Below are 22,603 nucleotides of genomic sequence, written 5' to 3' on the forward strand. Positions count from 1 at the left end.
TCTACAAAAACTGCAATCGACACCTGCCCGAGATGGCAGTGTCGCGTACCTCGCCATTCAATCCGGAACGTGGCTACGTCCCCAAGGCTACCTACTGTTCTTCATACTCATCGTCAGCGATTTTGCGCAGGAGAAACAACAACGCGACGCGTTCTGCCGGATTAAGGCGTGACACGGTCTTTTCGCTGATAAGATATGCTCGGGGATACATTTCCTCGAGCAGGGCCTCTCCCTTTGGCAGCAGAGAAATCACAACCTTGCGGCCGTCGACTGTGTCCTTGGACAAATCGATCAGTCCACGCGCTTTTAGCCGTTCTACTATGCCACGAATGGTCGCCTGATCGACTGAGGTCGCCTTCACCAGTTCAACTTGCGAACTTGGTCCGAGATCATGCAGGGCACATAGTGTTACGAACTGTACCGATGTAAGGTCGGGGTCGCTGGCGTTGGTCTGGAAGATAGAAAGATGGCGCTGGTAGGCTTTGCGCAGCAGATGTCCGACCTGCTCTGTGACATGGTAGCCACTTTCAGGCGCCGGCGCTTCGGGCAGTAGCTCAGTGTCTTTGGCAGTCATCGTCGGCGGGATCCATTGGTTGCGGTGTCGTCAGCGGCAATGCGGTGCGGACTGCAGGAAACACCACAGCAAGTTGCGCCGGTCAAGGCGTGCCGAGTGCTACCCGCTCCGCTTGTTTTCACGCGAAGCGGGTCGGCTCTCGTCGTTATTTGAAGCTGTACTTCATTTCCTTGACGGCGATGTCCCCATCAAGAACCATTGGCTCGTCATCGAGGAACAGCGAGCAACCGCGCATCGGAATGTCGAGATGGCAGGCGGTGTCGTTCGGGCCGCCCAGCTCGTTGTTCGGGCCGGTCGAGAACATCACGTTGCCGTAGAACGAGCGGGCCTCCATGCCCATGCCGCCCGGGAATTCGCCGGGCACCATGCGATGCCACTTGGCGTTCTGATTGAGGCCCCAGCCGACATGGCTCATGCCCATGCCGCGTGGGTCGTTGAAACCTGCCATGTAGGATTTGACCAGTTCGGCGTCGAGGCCGCCGCGAATGTCGGTGATCCAACCGTTTTCGATCGTATAGATGATCGGTTCGCGCACGTAGATGTTTTGCGGCAGCAGGATATCGCCCGGAGCAACGACGATTGTACCATCGACGCCGTCGTCGTCACCACCGGTGAACACGAAGCCGGACGGCCAGTGATCCCAACGGCCAGGCTCGTCCGTGCATGCATATTCCGTGACGGCGGGATAGGTGTTGAGCTTGTAGGTGACATCGGTGCCATGTGGAGAGGTGATCCGCATCACCTTTGCCTTGGACAGCAGGTCGCCGGCAAATTCGACGCGTTCGCGCAGTTCCTTTGTCGGCAACATGCGGGCGAGAATCTCCGGCGGTTCGACGGCGGTCAGGATACGCGTGCCGGCCGCCTGGATCGCCATCTGTTCCGGGCTGAAGAGCAGGAAAATGCAATCGATCAGCATGTCGGCGGCCTTCAGGGCCTCGACCGCTTCCGGCATGGCTGCGAGGCCGGTCTGGCCAACCGCCCATGCACCCGCCGGCGGCACCGGCGGCAGACGCATGTGATACATCTTGGCGCCAAGTCGCATGCCGGCCGCCATGAAGGCGTCGGCGTAATCGAGGCGCTCGTTGCCCTGAGTAAGGACGATGAGTTTTTCGCCCTCGTGGACGCCCGACATCTTCAACTGATGCAAGCAGATTTCCGTGAAGCTGAATTGATCCATGTTCGTTCCCTTATATTGGTTGAAGGCTCAGGAGTTTCGTACAGTTACGGACAGCCGGACTTGACCTTGGCGATTTCTGCGATCGCCTCTTCTCTCGAAACGACATCGCCATACTTGCTGTCGATGTCGAACAGATTGGCATTGTGCGGGTCCGGATGCCGGTCGCCGACACAGTCGCGCACGACGATGCCACGAAAGCCATGCTGGACGGCATCGACGGCGGTGGCGCGGATGCAGCCGCTGGTGGAGCAACCGGCCATGATCACGGTGTCGATGCCCTGCGCGTGCAACTGCGAGGCAAGGCTCGTGCCGAAGAAGGCGCTCGCATACTGCTTGACGATGACGAGTTCGCCATTGGCAGGCTCGACGCCCTCGCAGAACTCGGCCAGCAGGTTGCCTTCGACCATGCCCTTCATAACCGGCGATTTCTTAACCCACATGCCGCCGTCGGCGCAGTTTTCCGCGAGATAGAGAATGCGCGTATGGATGACAGGAATGCCGGCGTCACGGGCGGCCTGTATGAGTGCCGGCGTCTGCGCGACGGCCTCAACCACGCCCGGAGCGAAAAGAGGTGCGCCTTCGGTGGTGTATCCCTTCAGGAAATCGATGACGAGCAGGGCAGGGCGCTGGCCGAAGCCGATACGGTTGCCCCAGACGCCCTGATAATTGCTTTCTGCGCTCTGCATGACCGGGCCTCTTCAGTATGCGCCGGACAGAAGCGCGCCAGCGCCTGGCACGACCGCTTCGAGGCCAAGTTTCTTCAACATGCAGTATGTGGTGGCGACCGCGGCAGTGAGGACCGGCTTGCCGGTCATGGCCTCGACCTTGGCGATCACGGGCAGCGACGGCATCTGCACGCAGGCCGACAATACGATGACATCGACGTCGGTGAGATCGAGCGTCTGCACGATCGCCGGCAGGTTTTCCGGGTCATGACGGGCGACGTCCAGATTGTCCGGGATTTCGAGCGCCCGCCAGTCCATGACCTCGAAGCCTTCCTCGCGGATGTAGTCGACAACCAGTTCGGTGAGCGGCTTCATGTAAGGCGCGACGACGGCGATCTTTTTCGCCTTCATCACCTTTAACCCTTCGATAAGGGCGCCAGCGCTGGTGACGACGGGAATATTCGTGCCATTTTCCTGCGTGCGGCCGGTCAGGCGCTTTTCGGACTGGCGGTGATAGCCGAGGCCCATCGCCATGATGGCAACGAGGCAGGCGTAGCCCAGAACATCGACGCGAGCGTCGGAGAGTTCGACCGCGCAACGGTCTGACTCTGCGTCCATTGCTGCCAGTTCCTCCTTTACCACCTTCTTCATGCGCATGCGGCTGGAGTGGAAGGTGAAGCGCTCGGGCCGGATGGACTGGCGCGCCATCAGCATGGCGGGGATTTCGGTCTCCATCGTCGTGTTGGAGCTCGGAACGATCTGGCCGATACGGTAATATTTCTGCACGGATGAAATCCTCTGCTTTGCAAGAGCGGGTGACAAACAAACGGCGGTGGATCGTGGACCCGCCGCCGCTTCAATCAACGGGAGAGAAAATCTCCAAGCGCGGCAAAGAAGCCATCGAAATCATCCCAGGGGATCATGTGTCCGGCATTGGGCACACGCACGATTTCCATCGCTGGAAAAAGTGACTGGATTTCGGTCGCGTCCTCCGGCTCGATCACGCCGCCGCGGCCGGCAACCATCAGCATGGCGGGCTGCTTGAGCTTCGGCAGGTCAGGGAAAATATCGTCCTTGTGGAAACCCTCGAAGGCGGTGACGATGGCAGGCTCGTAGCAGGTGTGCAGCCATTCGGCGCGCAACGTCAGCTGCTCGTCGGTCCATGTCGGGCAAAACGCTTTCATTCCTTCCGCGTCGGTGCCCTTGAGGCACAGCCGGATGCTATCCACATACCATGGCAGTTTGCTCGGGTAGGCACGCCGTCCGGGGCCCGACACCGGTGGGTCGATCAGCGCCAGGCGGGAAAATGCGGCCGGCGCCGCAACAGCAGCGCGGATCGCAATGCGTGCACCCATCGAGTGGCCAAGCAGTGCCGGAGCGACAAGTCCAAGCGCCGACGCGAAGCCGACGACGTCGGCCGCCATCGCATCAAGGCCGTAGTCCAGATCAGGGCCGGTAGAAGACAGGCCCCGGCCGCGCACGTCGAGCACGTAGACATCGTGGCGTTCGGCGAGCCGCTCGGCCACGAAGCCCCAGGTGATCGCCGGGCTGGTTATGCCCGGGATCAGAACGAGAGCAGGACCTTTTCCGCCGTAGCGGAGATAGTGTTGGCGGATGCCATTGGCGAAGACATTGCCTCCGTATAATGCGCCGCTCATGCCGCGGTCTCGCTCTTCAGCGGCTCGGCATAGATATCGTAGCCGTAGACCCACGACGGATCTTCCTGCTTGAGCAGGAAGGTATTGGCATTCGACACGGTCTGAACGCGCGTCGCACGATCACGGCGATTGGTTTCATATAGTCCGAAGGCCGTGCGGAAATCGTTCACTCCGGTTTCCTGGAGGCAGCGCGTCAGCATGGCGGCATCTTCGATCGCCATGGCAGCACCTTGCGCCATGTGTGGCTTCATCGGGTGGCAGGCGTCGCCCAGCAGGACAAGGCGGCCCTTGCTCCACAGCGGCAGAGGGTTGCGATTGAACAACGGCCACTTCGTCACTTCGTCAGTGCTTTCGATCAGCGCCGCGATGATCGGGTGATAGCCTTCGAATGCTTCCGCCATTTCCTCGCGGCTGCTGTCGACAAAAGCCGAATCGAACTCCCAGGCCGGGTGCGGGACGCCGGTGACGTAGTAGTATTCGTCGTGACGACGCGTCGTGTAATACACCATCATGTGGCGGTCCGGACCCCACCATTTGACGCATTCTTCGAATGTCAGGTCGTACTTGTTGAGCTTGTCGGACGAGATGAGGGCGCGATGGCCGACCCAGCCGCTGTAGTTTGGCTTCTCTTCGCCCAGGAGTGTTTCGCGAACGCGCGAATTGATGCCGTCTGCGCCGACCACGATGTCTGCGCGAACCGATGTGCCGTCCTCGAACTCGATCAGCACATCGGTGCCGTTGTCGTCAAGGCGTGCCAGCTTCTTGCCGAAGTGCAGAGTGCCGGGCTGTAGCGCATCGCACTGAATGGCCTGCAGGTCACCGCGGTGAACCGTGCAATAGGTCTGGCCATAGCCTTCGAGCGAAACGCGCGCGGTGTATTCGCCGGTAATGCCGTCACGGCTGAACCAGTGGCTCGGCGTGCTGCTGATATCGATAACCTTCTTGTCGACGCCGATGCGTTCGAAAATCTTCAGGACGTTCGGCCCCATGTGGATACCGGCGCCCAGGCGCGAGAAGCTCGGCGCCTGCTCATAAACGTTGACGTCAAATCCTGCGTGCTGAAGCAGAGCGCCTGCGACAGCGCCACCGAGGCCGGCACCGATTATGGCGATTTTTTCTCTTCCGTTAGACATGACGACCCTTCCTAGCTGTCTCTCGACACATTGTTCCCACGATTGGAAGCTTGGCGAAAAGTTTAGCGTATACGCTTTAAATTGCAAGGGTGTGCCGCCTTGATTTTCATCAAATTGGCGCAGAAATTACCACGGTAATTGAATATACTAGCGAATTCGCAATCACTGAATCCGGCTTGTTATTTGTTCATGTAAAGCGTATACACTTCTTAATAAAATAAAAGGGGCAATGGATGCGAAGGTTCGATGACTGTCGCATCGTTATGGCTTGTGGGCGTCCGCGCGATGTCTGCTACGTAGCGGTTCGGCCGATGGAAGAAGGCGTCGTCTGTGTTGCGGTCTCCGGTGCGGAGGGCATGCTTTGACGCTGCCAGTTTTCTTCAGCTTGAACGTGAACGGCGCTGTTGAGCGCGTCGAAGCAAGCCCGGAAACACCACTTCTCTACATCCTTAGAAACGATCTCTGTCTCAATGGCCCGAAATACGGTTGCGGGCTTGGGGAATGCGGCGCATGCGCCGTTCTCGTGGATGGTCGTGCCGTCCGGTCCTGCACGGTGCCGCTCGGTGCGGTCGGCGCGCGTCGCGTGACCACGCTTGAAGGCCTGGGCACTCCCGAGCATCTGCATCCGGTCCAGGCCGCCTTTATCGACGAGGCCGCCGCTCAGTGCGGATATTGCCTGAATGGCATGATCATTGCCACCGCTTCGCTGCTAAATCGCAAATCCGATCCCGACGAGGACGACATTCGCGAAGCGCTGCGCCATCATCTCTGCCGTTGTGGAACGCATATGGAAATACTCGCTGCAGCCAGACGGGCCGTCGCCTACGCCAAGCTGCGCCGACCCATGCCGGATGCTGTGGGGTCCGATGTCGTGACGCCGGACGCCGTGAAGGAGGTTTTGCCATGACCGACCACCGCGAAACGCCCAAATCCGGCTATATGTCTGCCGCCGACGTGCTGCTTGTCGTCAATGACGCGTCACTCGGCGATGCCGCGGAGATGTACATCGCCGTCGGTGCCGATGGTTGTGTGACCGCGTTCAACGGGCACGTCGACCTTGGAACCGGCATCCGCACCTCGCTGGCGCAGATTGTCGCCGAAGAGCTCAGCGTGCCGTTCGAGCAGGTTGATATGGTGCTCGGCGCGACCTCGGTGGCACCCAATCAGGGCGCGACAATCGCCAGCGAAACGATCCAGATCACGGCCGTTCCCCTGCGTCAGGCTGCTGCCACCGCCCGCCATTATCTGCTCGCCAAGGCGGCCGAGAAAGCCGGCGTGGCGATTGAACGGCTGATACTCGACGATGGCATCATCCGTGGCGATGGTGGCGAGAACTGGCAGCTGAGTTTTGGTGACATCGTTGCCGGCGCCCATGTCAGGCTGTCGATCGACAAGGCGGCGTCGCTGAAGCCGGCGTCCGATTATCGGCTCGTCGGTTCGTCGCGCCCGCGCATCGATATTCCGGAAAAGGCCACCGGGCGTTGGACCTATGTGCATGATGTGCGCGTGCCCGGGATGCTGCACGGTCGCGTCGTGCGCCCGCCCTATGCCGGTTTCGATCACGGGGACCATGTCGGCAACAGCCTGATCTCCATCGATGAAGCATCGGTCGCGCACATTCACGGGCTGGTCGGCGTCGTCGCCATCGGCGATTTCGTCGGTGTCGTCGCGACCCGCGAGGAGATCGCCATCGAAGCGGCCAGGAGCCTGAAGATCGTCTGGCGTGCACCGCCGGAATGGCCGGACCTCAACGCGCCGGAAAAAGCGCTGCGCGCCAACCCGGCGACGCCGCGCAAGCTTGCCGATCTCGGCAATGTCGATATGGCGTTGGCCGGTAGCGCCCAGCCGATGAACCGGACCTACGTCTGGCCCTACCAGATGCACGGCTCCATCGGGCCCTCCTGCGCAGTTGCCGATTACAGCGATGACGGGCTGACGGTCTGGTCTGGTACGCAAAACCCGTTCCCGATGCGCCGCGATCTGGCGCTGCTTCTCGACATGCCGGAAGATATGATCCTGGTCGAGCGGCTGGAAGCTGCGGGCTGCTATGGCCGTAACTGCGCCGACGACGTCACGGCTGACGCCGCACTGCTGTCGCGCGCCGTCAAGGCACCCGTGCGGGTACAGCTGACCCGCGAGCAGGAACATGCCTGGGAGCCAAAGGGCGCTGCCCAGATCATGGATGTTCGCGGCGGTCTCGATCTGGAGGGTGGTCCGTCGGCCTATGATTTCGAAACACGGTATCCTTCCAATCTCGCCCCGACGCTCTCCCTGATTCTCACTGGCAAGCTGCCGCCGGTCTCCGACGTCGCGCAGATGGGTGATCGCACCGCGATTCCGCCCTATGCCTACGGCAATCTGCGCGTCACCGTGCATGACATGCCGCCGATTGCGCGCGCATCGTGGTTCCGTGGCGTCTCGGCGATGCCGAACACCTTTGCCCACGAGTGCTACGTTGATGAACTGGCCGCTGCCGCCGGCGTCGATCCGATCGAGTATCGGCTTCGCTATCTCCAAGATCCGCGGGCCGTCGATCTCGTGCATGCGCTGGCCGAGCGGGCAAAGTGGGTGCCACATACGACGTGGGGCACGCTTGGCGGTGAGGGCGACCTGCTCTACGGACGCGGATTTGCCTATGCGGTCTATGTCCACGGACCGTTTCCGGGCAAGGCTGCCGCCTGGGCCGCCTGGGTCGCCGATGTCGCGGTCAATAAAAAGACCGGCGAGATCGCGGTGACGAAAGTGACCTGTGCGCAGGATTCCGGGATGATGATCAATCCCGACGGCGTGCGTCACCAGATCCACGGAAATATCATTCAATCCACCAGCCGGGTGCTGAAGGAAAAGGTCGAGTTCTCCTCTACCGCTGTCCAGTCAAAGGAGTGGGGCGGTTATCCGCTGATCACCTTCCCCGAGGTGCCCGATATCGACGTGCTGATGGTGCCGCGGCAGGACGAGCCGCCGCTCGGCGTCGGGGAATCGGCCTCCGTGCCAAGTGCCTCGGCCATTGCCAACGCAGTCTACGACGCAACCGGCATCCGCTTCCGTGAATTGCCATTGACGCCGGAACTGGTGCTGGCGGCGTTGAACGGCAAGGCGGACGAAATCCCTTCTCCCCCGCCCGCGAGGAAGCGCAAGTGGTGGAACATCGGTCTGTCCGCGGTCGGGGCTGTCGCCGCGGCGTCCGGCATTGTCACCATGGCCTCGCCATGGCGTTCGGCGATCGGCACAATTCAGCGACCGGATGCCAATGTCTACAGCGCCGCCACCATCGAGCGTGGGCGCCTGGCAGCGGCTGCCGGCGCCTGCATAGTCTGCCATGTCGGAGCTGACGGCACGTCCTTTGCCGGCGGCCGGCGGTTCGACACGCCTTTCGGTGCGGTCTATGCCACCAACATCACGCCGGACGCGGCAAACGGCATCGGCGCCTGGTCCTACCCGGCTTTCGAACGCGCCATGCGTGAGGGCGTGAGCCGCGACGGCCATCACCTGTATCCCGCCCATCCCTACACCTCTTTTGCGGGCGCCGAGGAGGCCGATCTTCAAGCGCTCTACGCCTACATGATGACGCAGATGCCCGTTGCCGAAAAGGCGCCGAAGACGAAACTCAAGTTCCCCTACAGCATCCGCGCGATGATGGCAGGCTGGAACGCGCTCTTCCTGAAAGCGGAGCCGTTCAAATACGTTCAGACCCGCGATGCGCAGTGGAACAGAGGCGCCTATCTCGTGGAGACGCTCGGTCACTGTTCGGCCTGCCACACCGACCGAAACGTGCTTGGCGCCGAAAGGACCGGTAGCGCCCGTCTCTCCGGCGGCTTTGCCGATGGCTGGGAAGCGCCGGCTCTCAATGCCTTCGCCAAGGGTCCGGTCAGCTGGACCGCCGATGCGTTCTACGATTATCTGCGCACCGGGCATTCGCGCGATCATGGCAGCGCTGCAGGCCCGATGGCGCATGTTGTCGATGTGATGCAGCCGCTGCCGGACACCGATATTCGCGCCATGGCGGCCTATCTCGCCAGCCTGAACGATACACCGTCCGATGGCACTGCGCAGCGTGAAGCAGCCGTTGCGGCGAGCGAAGCGGCAAAGGCCTCAGCCGCACGGGTTTCGCCGAGAGGCGAGCGTCTGTTCAACGGCGCTTGTGCAACCTGCCATACCGGAAATACGATCCTGTCGTCGCTGGCGCTCAACAGCAACCTGCATGCGCAGACACCCGACAATCTCATCCAGGCGATCCTGAACGGTGTCGAGGCGCCGGCAATCCTTGCGCAAACCACTGGCCGGGAAGCCCCCGAGGTGATGTCGATGCCGGCCTTTCGCGAGACGCTGAACGACGGTCAGATCAAGGATCTGGCGGCCTATCTCAGGGCTCGCTTTGCTCCTGACAAGTCGGCCTGGACGGAAATGACAAATGCCATGCAGCGTGTGACGCGATCAAGCCACTGAGGGGAGCAGACGAGTTGGACCAGATCCCAGCCGGACAGGATATCGACCACCGCGGTCTGTTCGAAAACCCGACAGCCGGGTTTCGGCCATCGGCCTACTGGTTCTGGCATTCCATCCCGACCATAGAGGTCTGCCACGCCCAGCTCGCCGATTTCAAGCTGAAGGGAATTGGCACGATCCTGATCCAGTCCCGTCTTGCGATGTCCCGGGATGAGTATCTGTCGCCCGCCTATCTTGAAGCCTATCGCGTTGCGGCCGAGCGTGCTTTCAAGCTCGGGCTAAAGCTTGGGATCTACGACGATTACAACTGGATCAGCGGTCACGCCGGAGGACGCACGGTTGCCGGCTGCGATGCGTTACGCGAACGCCACCTGTTCTGGTCATCGTCGCAGCAAGCGCGGGGTGGGATCAGCGGCATCCACCCGCCGTTCACGCAGACGATGGGCGCCGACATCGTCGAGTGGCAGTATGAAGAAAGCGCGGTCGAGTGGTGCGAATGGACAGTCGAGGCCGCGCTCTTGCATGCGTCCAACGGCATCGACGATCTCGATCAGGTCGTCGATGTGACGGCACGGACATCGGTCGTTACGAGCAACGGCGTGTCCTGCGCCTACGCATTCGATGGCGAGCCAGACGATGGCCAGGCGTTGACGGTGTTTGTCAGCGCGCGTTCCACCACGTCCCGGCTGATCAACTATCTCCTGCCGGAAGCGACACAACGGTTCGTCGAGGTCGGACTTGATCCGCTTGTCCGGGCGCTCGGCGATCTCGTGCCTGATCCCGTGGGTTTCGTGTTCTATGACCAGCCGGCGGCAGGTTTTTACAAGTGGGACCAGATCTCGGGCGACCTCGGCAATAGTCTGCTGTTTGCGACGACCCTGCCGGACGCCGTTTTGGGCAGCACGGGTCAACCCTTCGCCAAGGCGCTATTGGCATTATTGTGCGATGTCGGCCCTGGGACATTGCGGCTGCGCGCCCAATTCTATGCCGGCTATTCGGCGTTGATGAACGAAGCCTTCTCGGGCACGTTGCGCAGATGGGCCGAGGGCAAGGGCATTGCACTGACCGGACACGAGATCTTGCCGCATATCAGCTCGTGGTCCTTGAACGGGGGCTTTACCAGCATCGATCCCAGAGTTGCGCTCGCCGTGGACTTCTTCGGCATCGACGCTTTCAGGCATGGAACGGCAGTCGATTCCAACAATTTCGTTGCCCAGCTCGCGCCGAAGCTCGGCGATTCCGTTGCCCGCTCGAATGGCCGCAGCCGCTGCATCGTCGAAACCTATGCCAGTGCGGAGCGGACGCCGGTGCGCGCTGCCGGGCAATGGGAGCTGACGCTGGAGACAATGCGGGCGCAGGCGATCCGGCTTTACTGCCTCGGCGCCCGGCAGTTTCTCTGGCACGGCGTCTACCAGACCGACGGTCACGACGACGATCCGACGCCCTTTGCCAATCCGCGATTCGATTTTGGGCCGGGCATCAATTTCGAACCGTGGTGGAGCTACCACGATCTGTTTGCAAAGGAGAGTGCGCGCATAACCGCCTTTATCGAACCGGCCACCCCGCGCACGCCGGTTGCGATCCTCTATCCGCTTCATACCGCCTTTGCGGAAGGTCCGCGCCACAGCCATGCCGCCCACATCGGCGCGTGGTGCGAAGGGCTTCTGGCTGAAGGCTGCGACTTCATGTTCGTCAGCGAAGCCGATCTCGCCGGCGCAAGGGTAGAGAACAGCCGACTGCTGATATGCGGGCTCTGCTTCGATGCAGTGCTCCTGCCTTCAGTCACCGTGTTGGAGACGGCAAGGACGTTGCGCACACTCGACGCCTTCAAGGCCGCTGGCGGGGTTGTCTGGTCGTCCGGAGATCGCCTGTCCATCGTTTGCGATGGCGAAGATGTGGTGAGCGCGGTGGACTCGATGCATATCGATCGCATGCCCGAGAGCCGAGATATCACCGCACTCTTGTCGTCGCTGCGGTCATCCGGTCCGCAGATTGCCTGCCAATCGCCGGATCGGGCTTGGCAATGGGTCGGATACGAAGCCGGCGGCTGGTGGCGGATTGTTCTGTTCAACGATGGCGCAGCATCAATCACCAGCGAGATTTCTTTCGGCGCCGGTTTCGACTGCGAGGTCTGGTCCGCTGCGGCAGGCACGGTGCAGGAAGCATCCGCGTTCACCCGCTTGACGGTCACGCTCGCAGCGCAGGAGGTGCGCTGCATTCGACTGCGCGAGACGGCGCAGCAGGCCATCAGCGAGGGTTGCCTTGAAGATCAGCCGCTGCTGGACGCAGCTTACGCCATATCGCTTGTCGATGGATGGAGTTTTGCGCCGGGGACTGATGCGCAATTCCTGCCGATCTCGGTCGAGGTCGGGTGGGAAAAGCAGGGCTTTGCAAGTTTCTCCGGCACTGGCATCTACCGGCTGACGCTCGAAATCGGCGACGAGGCCGAGTGGGTCCTCGAGCTGCCTGACGTCAATACAGTGGTCGCCACCTGGATCGATGGCCGGCACATCGATCGCCGCGGCTGGCGGCCTTATCGCTTTGCGTTGGGGCGGTTGCTTCCTGGCATCCATTCGCTGGAACTGCGCGTCGCCAACACGGCGGCAAATCGCTATTACGCCAACACGCCCTATCTGGGTGACACCTCAGACAAGAGCGGACTGTCCGCAGCACCGAAACTCATCCCGCTGACACACTGACCGGAAGCACCTAGCCATGCTACAACATTCGACAATACCCCTGATGCGTGCCTGGAACAGCTGGTCCAACCGGCCGGCCGAAATGGTTTTCCTCCCCCTCGGCGTGCGGATCACGCCGATCCTGTACTCGACCCGCAGCAAGACGACCTCCGCCATTGAACCCCGGCGCGACACGGTTCGCCTGGGACGCCATGCGATCGACGGATCGCTGATCGAACTGGAAACCGATCACAGTGGCACGACCGTCGCTTTCTCGACGACGAAGACGGATCCCTTCGCCATTCGCGGCAGCTGGAACGGCAAGGTGTGCAGCGAATGGGGACTGCGCTTCTGGCTGACGTTGGCAATCTCTTCTGACGGCGGGGAGGTCGCGGTCCACGATGTCGGGCAGAACATCACGCTTTTGAAGATAGGCACCCGGTTCGTGGCGGTCGCGACCGCCGAGGCGCCGGTGCATGTGACGGGCCATGCGACGATCGATGCGCTACGGAAGGACTTCGAGGAAAACGGCTACTTCTACACCGCCACCCGGATGAACGAGGCACCCGTTGTCGCGTTGCGCTTCAATCTCGAGATGATGCGCAAGGGCGCCTATGCCGCAGGCGTCGCAGATAGCGCAGAGCTTGCGATTGCCAAGGCCAAGGCCTGCCTTGCCGCTGGAGTGCCTGCGGATATGGCTGACGCGCAGACCGGTGTTTTCGAAGGCGCGCTCGATGCGATGCGTGACGTGGTCGCCTGGAACACCATCTGGGACGAAACCAACGCGCGCTCCTATACGGCGGTGACACGGATCTGGAATCTCGGGAAATTCGCCGTCTGGTTCAACGACCAGATTTTCGCCGCCCTTCTTGCGGGCGTATTCGACGCGGATCTGGCGCGCGAAAACATGGCTACAGCAATGGCGGGCGCTACGCCGCAGGGCAACATCGCTTGCATCGTTACATCCAACGATGCATGGGTCGATCGCACCCAGCTGCCGTTCGGCGCGCTCGTTGTATGGCAGCTCTACCAGCGAACCGGCGAACGATCTATGATCCAGGCGAGCTATGATGCGCTGGTACGCAATCGGCGCTGGTGGCAGGAACATCGCGATCCTGACGGCTCTGGTCTGCTCTCCTGCGGCACATCGGATGTTGGCGAAGGCCTCTACAAGGGCACGGCCTTTGGTGCGCGCAACGAGACCGGCATGGACAATTCCGCAACCCATGACGAGGCGATCTACGATCCCGTAACCCGTACCCTTTCAACCTTCGACCTGGGTCTAAACTGCGCCGCGGCCCTTGACGCCGAAATGCTGTCGAAAATGGCCGCAGTGCTCGGCAAGCATGATGACGCGCGCGAATTCGCAGCGCTCGCCGAGCGCAGCCGCACGCTGATCTCGCAAACACTGTGGGACGAAAGCCGTGGTATCTTCGCCAATCGTCAGCGTCGTGGCGGTTTCGTGCGGTCCTTGTCGCCGACCAGCTTTTATCCGCTGCTGTGCGGTGCGGCGACACCGGTGCAGGCCGCACGCCTGCTTGAACACCTCAGCGACGAAAGCACCTTCGGCGGTGAGTTTGTCCTGCCGAATGCGACGCGTGACGATCCGGCATTTGCCGACAACGTCTACTGGCGCGGACGCATCTGGCCAAACGTCAACTACATGGTCTGGCTCGGCCTGCGTCGTTACGGCTTTGTTGCTGAAGCGAGCAAGCTCGCCAGCCAGAGCTATGCTCTGTTCATGAAAAACTGGCGCGAGGATCGCATCGCCTCTGAAAACTACAATGCCGTCACCGGAGAGGCGATGGATCAGGGCGACACCGACCCGTTCTATATCTGGGCCGCCATGCTGCCTCTGATGGCAGCCGGCGAAATCGTCGAGTTCGATCCCTGGACGGGTTGGACGGTCCGCAACACCGGCCAGGACGTGGCGCTCGGGCCCATGGTGTCCCCATCGGGGACCTTGCATCTGTCGGTGGAGGCTGGAGCTCTTATCATGACGCTCAACGGCCGTCCTGTGCTGAACACGGACTTGCAAACCACGCTGTCGCACATCGTTATCGCCGAAGGGCGGCTCTCCTGTACTGTCGCGCCGGTTGCCGAAACTGGGCACATAGAGTTGCCGGGCGTGAGTGTTGGCAGTGTCTTCGCCGCCCGTCTGGACGGACAGGAGGTCGGATATGTTGCAAGCGCGGACGGCATACGCCTTGTGATTGCCGAAAGCGCGCAGCACCGAGCGCTCGACGTCTATTTTTCCCCTGCGAAGCCTTGCTGAGGCAAGGTAGCGCTTGACACAAGTCAATTCCTCATCGATAGTTTGTGTACAAATAAAAAATAAAAGACTGATGCTAAAATCAGAGGGTTTGAACTGAAGGCTTGCCGACGATCTTATGATCTAGGGTAGCCTATTACCGAAGCTGACGCCGTTTCCTGTCGCGCTATTGTGTTCCGCTGTTGTGCGGCGCATGCTTTCGCGTGCTCGAAAAATGGGGCTCCGATTATGCGCTTTCCTCTGATTATAGTTTGCATACAAACGATTTGATGTGCGCCAAGCACGTCTTCTGTTTTCGGCCTAGCCGATCCGTTGAGGTCGCTGACTGCGGTCACGATCGTCCATAACTGTGTATGTTCAAGAGGGTGCCACAATGACTGAACTCACCAGACGCAACACGATGAAGTTGATGTCCGCAGCGCTTGTTGCAGGCGTCAGCTTCTCCAGCCTCCCGCGCAAGGCCTTTTCGGCAGGCACCATTACGGTTCTGAACTGGCAGGGCTACGGCACGGATGAGGCCTGGTCCGTCAAGGCTTTCACCGAGAAGACCGGCATTGCAGTCGTTCACGACTACTATAGCTCGGAATCAGAAATGCTGACCAAGCTGCGCACCAATCCGGGCGCATACGATCTCGTCGTTCTCAACGCCGCACGTTGCGCCCAGGCTGTTGCCGAAGACCTGCTGCAACCGATCGATTTCAGCAAGGTTCCGAATGCCGCGACGGTCGACGAGAACCTGCGCTCCAACCCTAATTTCAGTAAGGACGGCAAGGGCTTCGCAGTTCCGTGGGTCTGGGGCATGACCTCGCTCGCCATCCGCGAAGGCATGCCGGTTCCAGACAGCTATGCCGTTCTGGCCGATCCTGCCTACAAGGGTCGCGTTGCCATGGACGATGATGCCATCATCAACGTCGGCGTCGGCGCGTTGATGAGCGGACAGGACATCAACGACCCGAAGGATCTGGCCGCTGTTACGGCCGCTCTGAAGTCGATCAAGCCGAACGTCAAGCTGCTCTGGTCCACGGAAGATCAGTGGAACAAGTCGTTTGCTGCCAAGGAATTCGATCTGTCGCTCTTCTGGTCTGGCGGCTCGGTACGCTCCAAGCGCAACTCGAAGCTCCCGGTTCAGTTCGTCGTTCCCAAGGAAGGTGGAATTGGCTGGGTCGACGGCCTCGGTATCCCGGCGTCTGCTCCGAATGCCGAAGGCGCACTCGCTTTCGCCAACTGGATGATCGATCCGGCTTTCTACGTCGAGTGGGCGACGAAGGTCGGCGCACCGGCTTCGTCGAACTCGGCCGCACTGTCAGCGCTGCCGGCCGACGATCTGAGCCGGTTGGTCCACAAGCCTGAATACCTGAAGACGATGGGCATCATGTCGGCTCTGCCGGACGATCGCCGCGAAGCCTTCAACAACGTATGGCAGGAAGTGAAAGCCTTCTATGCAGAATGATCAACTGACATTAGCGTCAGAGCGCGGACCTTCGGGTCCGCGCAGTCGGCGCGCGCTCCCGTCATGGGTTTCGACGACAGCTTTACTGCTGCCAACTTATGCTTGGTTGACGCTTGCAGTCTTCCTGCCGCTTTTGACCATGTTCGTGTTCAGCTTCATGTCGGCGACACCGATGGGCAAGGCCCCGGTCGTCTTTACGCTGAAGCAGTACCGCGCCTTCATCGATCAGCCTTATCTCGTCGGTATTGGAATAACGTCGCTGCTGATCGGATTGTGGACAACGCTCTTTTGCGCCGTACTCGGCTTCCTGGCCGCCGTCGCGCTTGTTCGATCGACCTTCGGCAAGTCGCGCGAAATGCTGCTGATCCTGATCCTTCTGCCTTTCTGGACCAATGGTCTGGTGCGCGTCTTCTCGTGGACGATGGTGCTTCGGGAAAACGGTTTCCTCGACAATCTCCTGCACATGATCGCGCCCGAGGCCGGATCGATCGGCTTTCTCTACACGCGCTATGCAATCGTGGTCGGTCTTGTGCACGGCTATCTGCCCTACATGATCCTGACCTGTTACATCGCGCTGGTGGCCATCGACGATGCGATCATCGAGGCTGCGGCAAGTCTCGGTGCACGCTGGTGGACCATTCTGTTCAAGATTTTGGTGCCGCTTGCGGCTCCTGGCCTGATCTCCGGCTCCGTCCTGATCTTCATCCCCGTTATCGGTTCGTTCATGGAGCCGCGCATCCTCGGGGGCCGCGTCGGCGTCACCATGGGGACGGTGATCGAGGACCAGTTCACGCAGGCCTTCAACTGGCCGCTTGGCGCATCATTGTCCTTTACGCTGCTGGCCGTCGTGCTCGCCATCTTTGCAACCTTCTCCGGCGTTCTGCGCCGTGGCACGACAGCTTGAGGAGAAGATCATGAAGCCGCTTGGACGTATCTATCTCATCGCGATCCTGATCTTCCTCTACACGCCCATTCTGGTCATGATGGCGATGGGCTTCAACGCATCGCCGCTCTACGAACTGCCGTTCAGCTTCTCGCTGCAATGGTATCAGGCGCTGTGGAGCAACACCGTGCTTCTGACGGCGGGCCTGAACAGCATCATCATCGCCACGATCACGGCGGTGCTGGCGACGGCACTGGGCACCATGGCGTCGGTGGCGCTGTCGCGCCGGACATTCCGGGGCAAGAGCCTGCTGCAACTGATGCTTCTGCCGCCGATCGCCATTCCGTGGCTGATCACCGGCACGGCAATGCTGATCTTCTTCTACTGGAGTGGCATCGGGCGCGGCATGCATGCCCTGCTGATCGGGCACGTGGCCCTGGCCATCCCTTATGTGGTTCTGGTGGTCGGTACCGGATTCCGGACCATTCGCGCCGATCTTGAAGAAGCCGCGATGAGCCTTGGTTCCACACCGGTCCATGCGTTCTTCTCGGTGACGCTGCCGCTACTTTATCCGAGTATCCTTGGCGCTGCGTTGTTCGCCTTCGCCGTATCGCTCGACCAGTTCGTCATTTCCTACTTTCTCGCAACGCCCGGCTACACCACGTTGCCGGTGCAGATCTACTCCTCGATCCGCAAGGGCTTCACCCCTGAAATCAATGCGATCTCGACCGTGCTTCTGCTCGGCTCGATGACGATCATCCTGATTTTTGCGCGCTTCGCCAAGCCCGGAGACACCAGTGACAAACGTTAAAGTCAATTCCGTCGCCAAGACCTATGGCACCACGCCCGTCCTCGCCGACATCACCACCGAATTTCCAGAAGGCTCCTTCACAAGCCTTCTCGGACCCTCCGGCTCGGGCAAGACCACGCTTCTGCGCATCATCGCAGGCTTCATCAAGCCGGATCAGGGCGCCGTCACCATCGGCAACAAGGACGTGACCGACATCCCGGTCTGGGGTCGCAACATCGGCATGATGTTCCAGTCTTATGCGCTGTTTCCGCACATGACGATCGCCCAGAACGTTGCCTTTGGCCTGGAACGCCGTGGCATCAAGGGTGCTGCCGCTCGCAAGGAAGTCGATCGCGCGCTTGACATGGTGCGACTTCCCGGGTTTGGCGATCGTACGCCCAAGCAGCTTTCCGGTGGCCAGCAACAGCGCGTCGCGTTGGCGCGCGCCATCGTCATCAAGCCGAGCGTGCTGCTACTCGACGAGCCGCTGTCGGCGCTTGATCGGCGTCTTCGCCAGGAGATGCAGGTCGAACTGCTGCGCATTCAGCGCGAAAGCGGTCTGACGACGATCTTCGTGACGCATGACCAGGAAGAAGCGCTGACGCTTTCCGACAAGGTTGCCATCCTGGACAAGGGCCGCATCGTCCAAATCGGTGAGCCCGAGACAGTCTATGAGCGGCCACTGACCCGCTTTGCTGCCGAATTCCTAGGCGATTCCAACTTCCTGACCGGTGCCGTCGACAATGGCGCCGTTCGCCTGAGTGATGGCACCGCAATCAAGACCACCGGGACGCTGCCCGCCAATGGTTCCAAGGTGACACTGGCGGTTCGTCCGGAAAAGATGTCGATCGTATCGGCCCCGGTGGATGGCAACAGCCTGACTGCGCGCATCACAACGGTCATCTATGCCGGCCCTGTCCTATCCTACCTGCTGGAGACAGCCGACGGACTGCCGCTGAAGCTGTTCGCGCAGAACCGCGACGGCAAGGTCCTGAACGACGGCGACACCATCACCTTGAGCTGGTCCCCGGAACACAGCGTTCCGGTGGCAGACTGACCGTGACAGCCGCGCCGTTGTCAAAAAACACGTTGCATGTCGTCATCGACATGCAACGTCTGTTCGCCGAAGAGACGGCGTGGCATACGCCGGCGATTGCCCAAATCCTTCCAAACGTCTTGGCACTCTGCCGGGCGCGGCCGTCCGAAACCGTCTTTGCCCGGTTCGTCGTTCCACAGAGCGCCGAAAGCGCGGAGGGCCGCTGGAAGAATTACTACCGCCGCTGGTCATCGGTGACACTGGATGAACTCGACGCGGCCATGCTCGATCTTGTTGCTCCACTTGCCGCGATTGCCGGACCGGGCTCCGTCGTCGACAAAGAGACCTACTCGGTCTTCGGCTCGCCTGGCTTTGCGGAACGGTTGCAGGCAACAGGCATCGATACGCTGATCGTCTCGGGCGTCGAAACCGATGTCTGCGTCTACGCCAGTGTTCTCGACGCCGTCGATGCCGGTTACCGTGTCATTCTGGCAGAAGACGCGCTGGCAAGCGGCGACATGAAGGCGCATGCAGCCGTTGTCGAGAATTTGGCGCCAAGGCTTTCCGAGCAGATTGAAATTCTGTCGACGGAAGCCATCCTGAAGCTTTGGCAAGCATGAATCCGGCAACACTGTTGCCGGTTTTGAAGACGGACAGATAGATTTGAGAGATCCCATGGACGTTCCGTTCAAAGAGAAAGCCGGTTTGCAAAAGGCAACGTCTTCACCTGCGACCGACGCATACGGCCAGCAGGCCGAGTATACGCTTGGCGAACAGATCGGGTTTTATCTGCGCCAGGCCAACCAGCGCCACGTGGCGATCTTTGGAAGCCTGATGGCCGAGAAGCTGACCACCACCCAGTGGGCAGCGCTCGTAAGGCTCAAGGATCTGCAGCCCTGTTCTCAGGGCAATCTTGGACGGGAGACGGCCATGGACATGGCGACCATCAAGGGCGTCGTTGACCGGCTCGTCAAGCGCGGGCTGGTTCACACTGCGCCGGATGCAGCCGATGCGCGGCGTCTTGTTCTGACGCTGACCGCCGAGGGTGAGGCGACGGTCGCGCGCAATCTGTCGATCGCGCTCGAGATCTCGCAGGAAACGCTGAGCACGTTGACCCTTGCCGAGCGGATGATGTTGATGGAGCTCCTGCAGAAGATCTGCTGAACAAAACACGCCTGCTGCCAAGAATTGAGAGTTTATCAATGTTTCAGCCCAGCGAAGACGAAATCCAGTCGCTTGTCGGCCAGATGACGGTTGGCGAAAAAGTCGATCTCCTCAGCGGTCGAGGGTTGTGGAAGACGGCACCGATCGAAAGGCTGGGTATTCCATCTGTTGTCATGACGGATGGCGCCTATGGTGTCCGCTACTCGACGACCCAGATCGACGCTGGCGACAGCGATGAAGACAGCCTGCAGGCGTTTCTTGAGCTTGTCGATCAACAGGCCGATGCGTCAGGGGGTATGTTTGGAACGACCCGCCCTGCAACCTGCTTTCCGAATGGAAACCTACTTGGCTGTTCCTGGGACGTCGATCTGGCCTATCGGATGGGGGCAGCGCTGGCGGCGGAATGCCAGAATTTCGGCGTCCATGTCCTGCTCGGACCGGGCATCAATATCCGTCGCACCCCGTTGGCCGGCCGCGCCTACGAATATTACTCCGAGGACCCCGTCATCAGCGGGGATATTGCCGCGGCTGTCATCTCGGGCTTGCAAGATAATGGCGTCGGCGCTTCGTTGAAGCATTTTGCCTGCAACAACTCCGAGATCGAGCGCACAACGACCAGTTCCGATGTCGATGAGCGAACTTTGCGCGAGATCTATTTGGCGGGATTTGAGCGAGCGATCGAAAAGAGCGCGCCCTGGACCGTCATGAGTGCCTACAACCCACTGAACGGCATTCAGGCTGCCGAAAATCACTGGTTGCTCAGCAGCGTGTTGCGCCAAGAATGGGGCTATGACGGGCTTGTCGTGTCTGACTGGCACGCGATCAAGGACCGTAGTGCGGCGCTCACTGCCGGGACCGATCTCGACATGCCGGAAAGCCAGCCGCGCAAGGCGCGCCTGCGGGCTGCGGTCGAGGCCGGTGATGTGGCACCCGAGGTGGTCGATGCCGCCTGCGCGAAGGTTCTGGCGCTGGTGCGCAAATGCAAGATGCATGAGCGACGCGACATGGCGGCGGATCTCGACGAGCACCACGCCCTGTCGCGGGAGATCGCAGCGGAATCGATTGTGTTGCTCCGCAACGAAGGCCGGACGCTGCCGCTCGATCCAGGCAGCCTTGGCCGGCTCCTCGTTGTTGGTGATGGCGCTGTCATCCCCGTGATCCAGGGTTCAGGTTCGGCCACGACCAATCCTTATCGCGTCGACTGCCCCTTCGTTCACATTGCCGCGCGGGCGGGCGCCGATTTCAAGGTGCAGCATCTGCCATTCTCCTCTGCCGCAGAGGCCGATATGCAGGCGTCCATCGAGGCGATTGTCGAAGCGGCATCAAAGGCCGATGCCACGCTGGTATTTGCCGAAAACGAGAAGAGCCGGCACGGTGAGGGCAACGACCGCGACACACTGAAGCTGGCCGCCAGCCACGATGCCCTCATTCATGCGCTGGCTGCATCCGGTCGCAAGGTCATCGTTGTGCTCTCGATGCCGGATACAGTTGAGATGCCGTGGCTCGAGGATGTCGATGCCGTGCTTGCCAGCTTCTATGCCGGGCAGGGCGGCGGCGAAGCAATCGCCCGCATTCTGTTCGGCGAGCAGAACCCCTGCGGCAAGCTCTCCGCCACTATGCCTGTGCGGATGGAGGACATTCCTGGCTGGCACACCTATCCGGGCGAGCACGGGCGCCATCTCTATAGCGAGGGTGCCTTTGTCGGCTATCGCTTCTACGATCTCAAGTCCGTCGCCCCGGCCTTTCCGTTCGGGTACGGCCTCAGCTACACGACATTCTCCTATGAGGATATCGAGCTCAGTACGCGAGAGATCGCGCCCGGTGCCGGGTGCACCGCAAACGTCGTCATCCGTAACACGGGCACAGTCGCTGGCAAGGAAGTCGTGCAGCTATATGTACGTCCAGTAAAGCCGGGCCTCAAACGGCCGATCCGCGAACTCAAATGCTTCGCCAAGCTGCATCTGGAGCCGGGCGAAGCGAAGACGGTGACTCTTACCTTGGTGGAGCGCGACTTCCAGTACTTTGACACGTTGCGTTCGGCATGGGTTCTCGATGCTGAAGCATTCGTAATCGAAGCTGCGGCATCCTCTCGCGATATCCGCAGGTCAGTCACTCTGCCCTGCAGCCCGGGAGCTCGCGTGCCGCCGACAGTTTCGCCCAATTCTCCAACGGCGCTCGTCTTTGCCCACCCGAAAGCGGAGGCCGCTCTCGTCGATTTCTTCGTCACCACGCTTTCGATCTCCGGCGCAGAAGCGGCCGCACTTCTTGCAAAGACGAAGGGCTCCTTCCTCGGCTTCTATGACACGTTGAGCTGGTATGTCGGAGATAGCGTCAAAGAGAGGGATATCGCCGAGATCTTCTCAGGGCTAAACGACCTTTAAGCTGAGGGCTATCTGGAATGGCAACTGCGGATCTGGCGGTATGAGCAGACTTACCCGCGCTCCTCTTTATCGTCACCAGTGATTTCCAGCCGACGCGACTACTCACGCCGTTTGGCTCTATGTCCGGTTTCGGCTGAATCCGCGCATGGTCGAAGATATGCTGGCAGCGCGTGGCGTCAACGTCTCTCACCAGACCGTGCGGCTCTGGGCGGAGAAGTTCGGCAGGCATTTCGCCCACGATATTCGGGAGCGATCAGCCCGCAGGCTCGGTGACATCTGGCATCTGGACGAGGGCT

The 22,603-nt window shown here is 60.7% G+C and carries 17 protein-coding genes and 1 pseudogene; 12 read left to right on the forward strand and 6 right to left on the reverse strand.

All coding sequences use genetic code 11. From position 1 onward, the window contains the following. Positions 1-91: 91 nt before the first annotated feature. From AC1D2R_RS19005 to AC1D2R_RS19030, 6 genes are all read right to left on the reverse strand, one after another. Positions 92-574 carry a MarR family winged helix-turn-helix transcriptional regulator gene (locus AC1D2R_RS19005; RefSeq protein WP_477969340.1) on the reverse strand — a complete coding sequence of 161 codons (483 nt, stop codon included), beginning with the start codon at positions 572-574 and terminating at the stop codon, positions 92-94. Between the two features lie 145 nt (positions 575-719). Continuing rightward, the gene (locus tag AC1D2R_RS19010; protein WP_477969342.1) at positions 720-1,751 is read right to left on the reverse strand and encodes a 2,5-dihydroxypyridine 5,6-dioxygenase NicX family protein; all 1,032 of its coding nucleotides are present in this window, start codon (positions 1,749-1,751) and stop codon (positions 720-722) included. Positions 1,752-1,795: 44 nt separating this feature from the next. Then, on the reverse strand, positions 1,796-2,437 hold the full coding sequence (locus AC1D2R_RS19015; RefSeq protein ID WP_477969344.1) for an N-carbamoylsarcosine amidohydrolase: 642 nt from the start codon (positions 2,435-2,437) through the stop codon (positions 1,796-1,798). A 12-nt stretch (positions 2,438-2,449) separates the two neighbouring features. Beyond that, the gene (locus AC1D2R_RS19020) at positions 2,450-3,202 is read right to left on the reverse strand and encodes a maleate cis-trans isomerase family protein (protein ID WP_477969346.1); all 753 of its coding nucleotides are present in this window, start codon (positions 3,200-3,202) and stop codon (positions 2,450-2,452) included. A 74-nt stretch (positions 3,203-3,276) separates the two neighbouring features. Then, positions 3,277-4,074, reverse strand: a complete 798-nt coding sequence (locus AC1D2R_RS19025; RefSeq protein ID WP_477969348.1) for an alpha/beta fold hydrolase — start codon at positions 4,072-4,074, stop codon at positions 3,277-3,279. Beyond that, on the reverse strand, positions 4,071-5,207 hold the full coding sequence (locus tag AC1D2R_RS19030) for an FAD-dependent monooxygenase (RefSeq protein ID WP_477969350.1): 1,137 nt from the start codon (positions 5,205-5,207) through the stop codon (positions 4,071-4,073). The genes AC1D2R_RS19025 and AC1D2R_RS19030 overlap by 4 nt, the downstream gene beginning before the upstream one ends. Before the next feature lie 361 nt (positions 5,208-5,568). Here AC1D2R_RS19030 and AC1D2R_RS19035 point away from each other — a divergent pair, with 361 nt between their 5' ends. The 12 genes and pseudogenes from AC1D2R_RS19035 to AC1D2R_RS19090 form a co-directional block, all read left to right on the forward strand. Beyond that, entirely contained in the window at positions 5,569-6,114 is a 546-nt protein-coding gene (locus AC1D2R_RS19035; RefSeq protein ID WP_477969352.1) for a (2Fe-2S)-binding protein, read from the forward strand. After that, positions 6,111-9,653, forward strand: a complete 3,543-nt coding sequence (locus AC1D2R_RS19040; RefSeq protein WP_477969354.1) for a molybdopterin cofactor-binding domain-containing protein — start codon at positions 6,111-6,113, stop codon at positions 9,651-9,653. The genes AC1D2R_RS19035 and AC1D2R_RS19040 overlap by 4 nt, the downstream gene beginning before the upstream one ends. 14 nt (positions 9,654-9,667) lie before the next feature. After that, on the forward strand, positions 9,668-12,352 hold the full coding sequence (locus AC1D2R_RS19045) for a carbohydrate-binding protein (RefSeq protein ID WP_477969356.1): 2,685 nt from the start codon (positions 9,668-9,670) through the stop codon (positions 12,350-12,352). Positions 12,353-12,368: 16 nt separating this feature from the next. Continuing rightward, positions 12,369-14,606 carry an MGH1-like glycoside hydrolase domain-containing protein gene (locus AC1D2R_RS19050; protein WP_477969358.1) on the forward strand — a complete coding sequence of 746 codons (2,238 nt, stop codon included), beginning with the start codon at positions 12,369-12,371 and terminating at the stop codon, positions 14,604-14,606. A 370-nt stretch (positions 14,607-14,976) separates the two neighbouring features. Continuing rightward, positions 14,977-16,053: an ABC transporter substrate-binding protein gene (locus AC1D2R_RS19055; protein ID WP_477969360.1), complete on the forward strand. Its 1,077-nt coding sequence runs from the start codon at positions 14,977-14,979 to the stop codon at positions 16,051-16,053. Further along, complete coding sequence (locus tag AC1D2R_RS19060) at positions 16,043-16,957, forward strand: ABC transporter permease (RefSeq protein ID WP_477969362.1); 915 nt, start codon at positions 16,043-16,045, stop codon at positions 16,955-16,957. Before AC1D2R_RS19055 ends, AC1D2R_RS19060 begins: the two co-directional genes overlap by 11 nt. 10 nt (positions 16,958-16,967) lie before the next feature. Further along, on the forward strand, positions 16,968-17,747 hold the full coding sequence (locus AC1D2R_RS19065; protein WP_477969364.1) for an ABC transporter permease: 780 nt from the start codon (positions 16,968-16,970) through the stop codon (positions 17,745-17,747). Next, positions 17,734-18,783, forward strand: a complete 1,050-nt coding sequence (locus tag AC1D2R_RS19070; protein ID WP_477969366.1) for an ABC transporter ATP-binding protein — start codon at positions 17,734-17,736, stop codon at positions 18,781-18,783. The genes AC1D2R_RS19065 and AC1D2R_RS19070 overlap by 14 nt, the downstream gene beginning before the upstream one ends. A gap of 2 nt (positions 18,784-18,785) precedes the next feature. Next, a complete protein-coding gene (locus AC1D2R_RS19075) occupies positions 18,786-19,382 on the forward strand; it encodes a cysteine hydrolase family protein (RefSeq protein WP_477969368.1) in 597 nt (198 codons plus the stop codon). Between the two features lie 55 nt (positions 19,383-19,437). Beyond that, the gene (locus tag AC1D2R_RS19080; protein ID WP_477969370.1) at positions 19,438-19,926 is read left to right on the forward strand and encodes a MarR family winged helix-turn-helix transcriptional regulator; all 489 of its coding nucleotides are present in this window, start codon (positions 19,438-19,440) and stop codon (positions 19,924-19,926) included. A gap of 38 nt (positions 19,927-19,964) precedes the next feature. After that, a complete protein-coding gene (locus AC1D2R_RS19085) occupies positions 19,965-22,307 on the forward strand; it encodes a beta-glucosidase (RefSeq protein ID WP_477969372.1) in 2,343 nt (780 codons plus the stop codon). Positions 22,308-22,347: 40 nt separating this feature from the next. Further along, positions 22,348-22,599 (forward strand): annotated as a pseudogene (locus tag AC1D2R_RS19090) (IS6 family transposase); the annotation flags it as partial. Positions 22,600-22,603: the final 4 nt, after the last annotated feature.

Source organism: Rhizobium sp. P1_C7 (assembly GCF_056406295.1).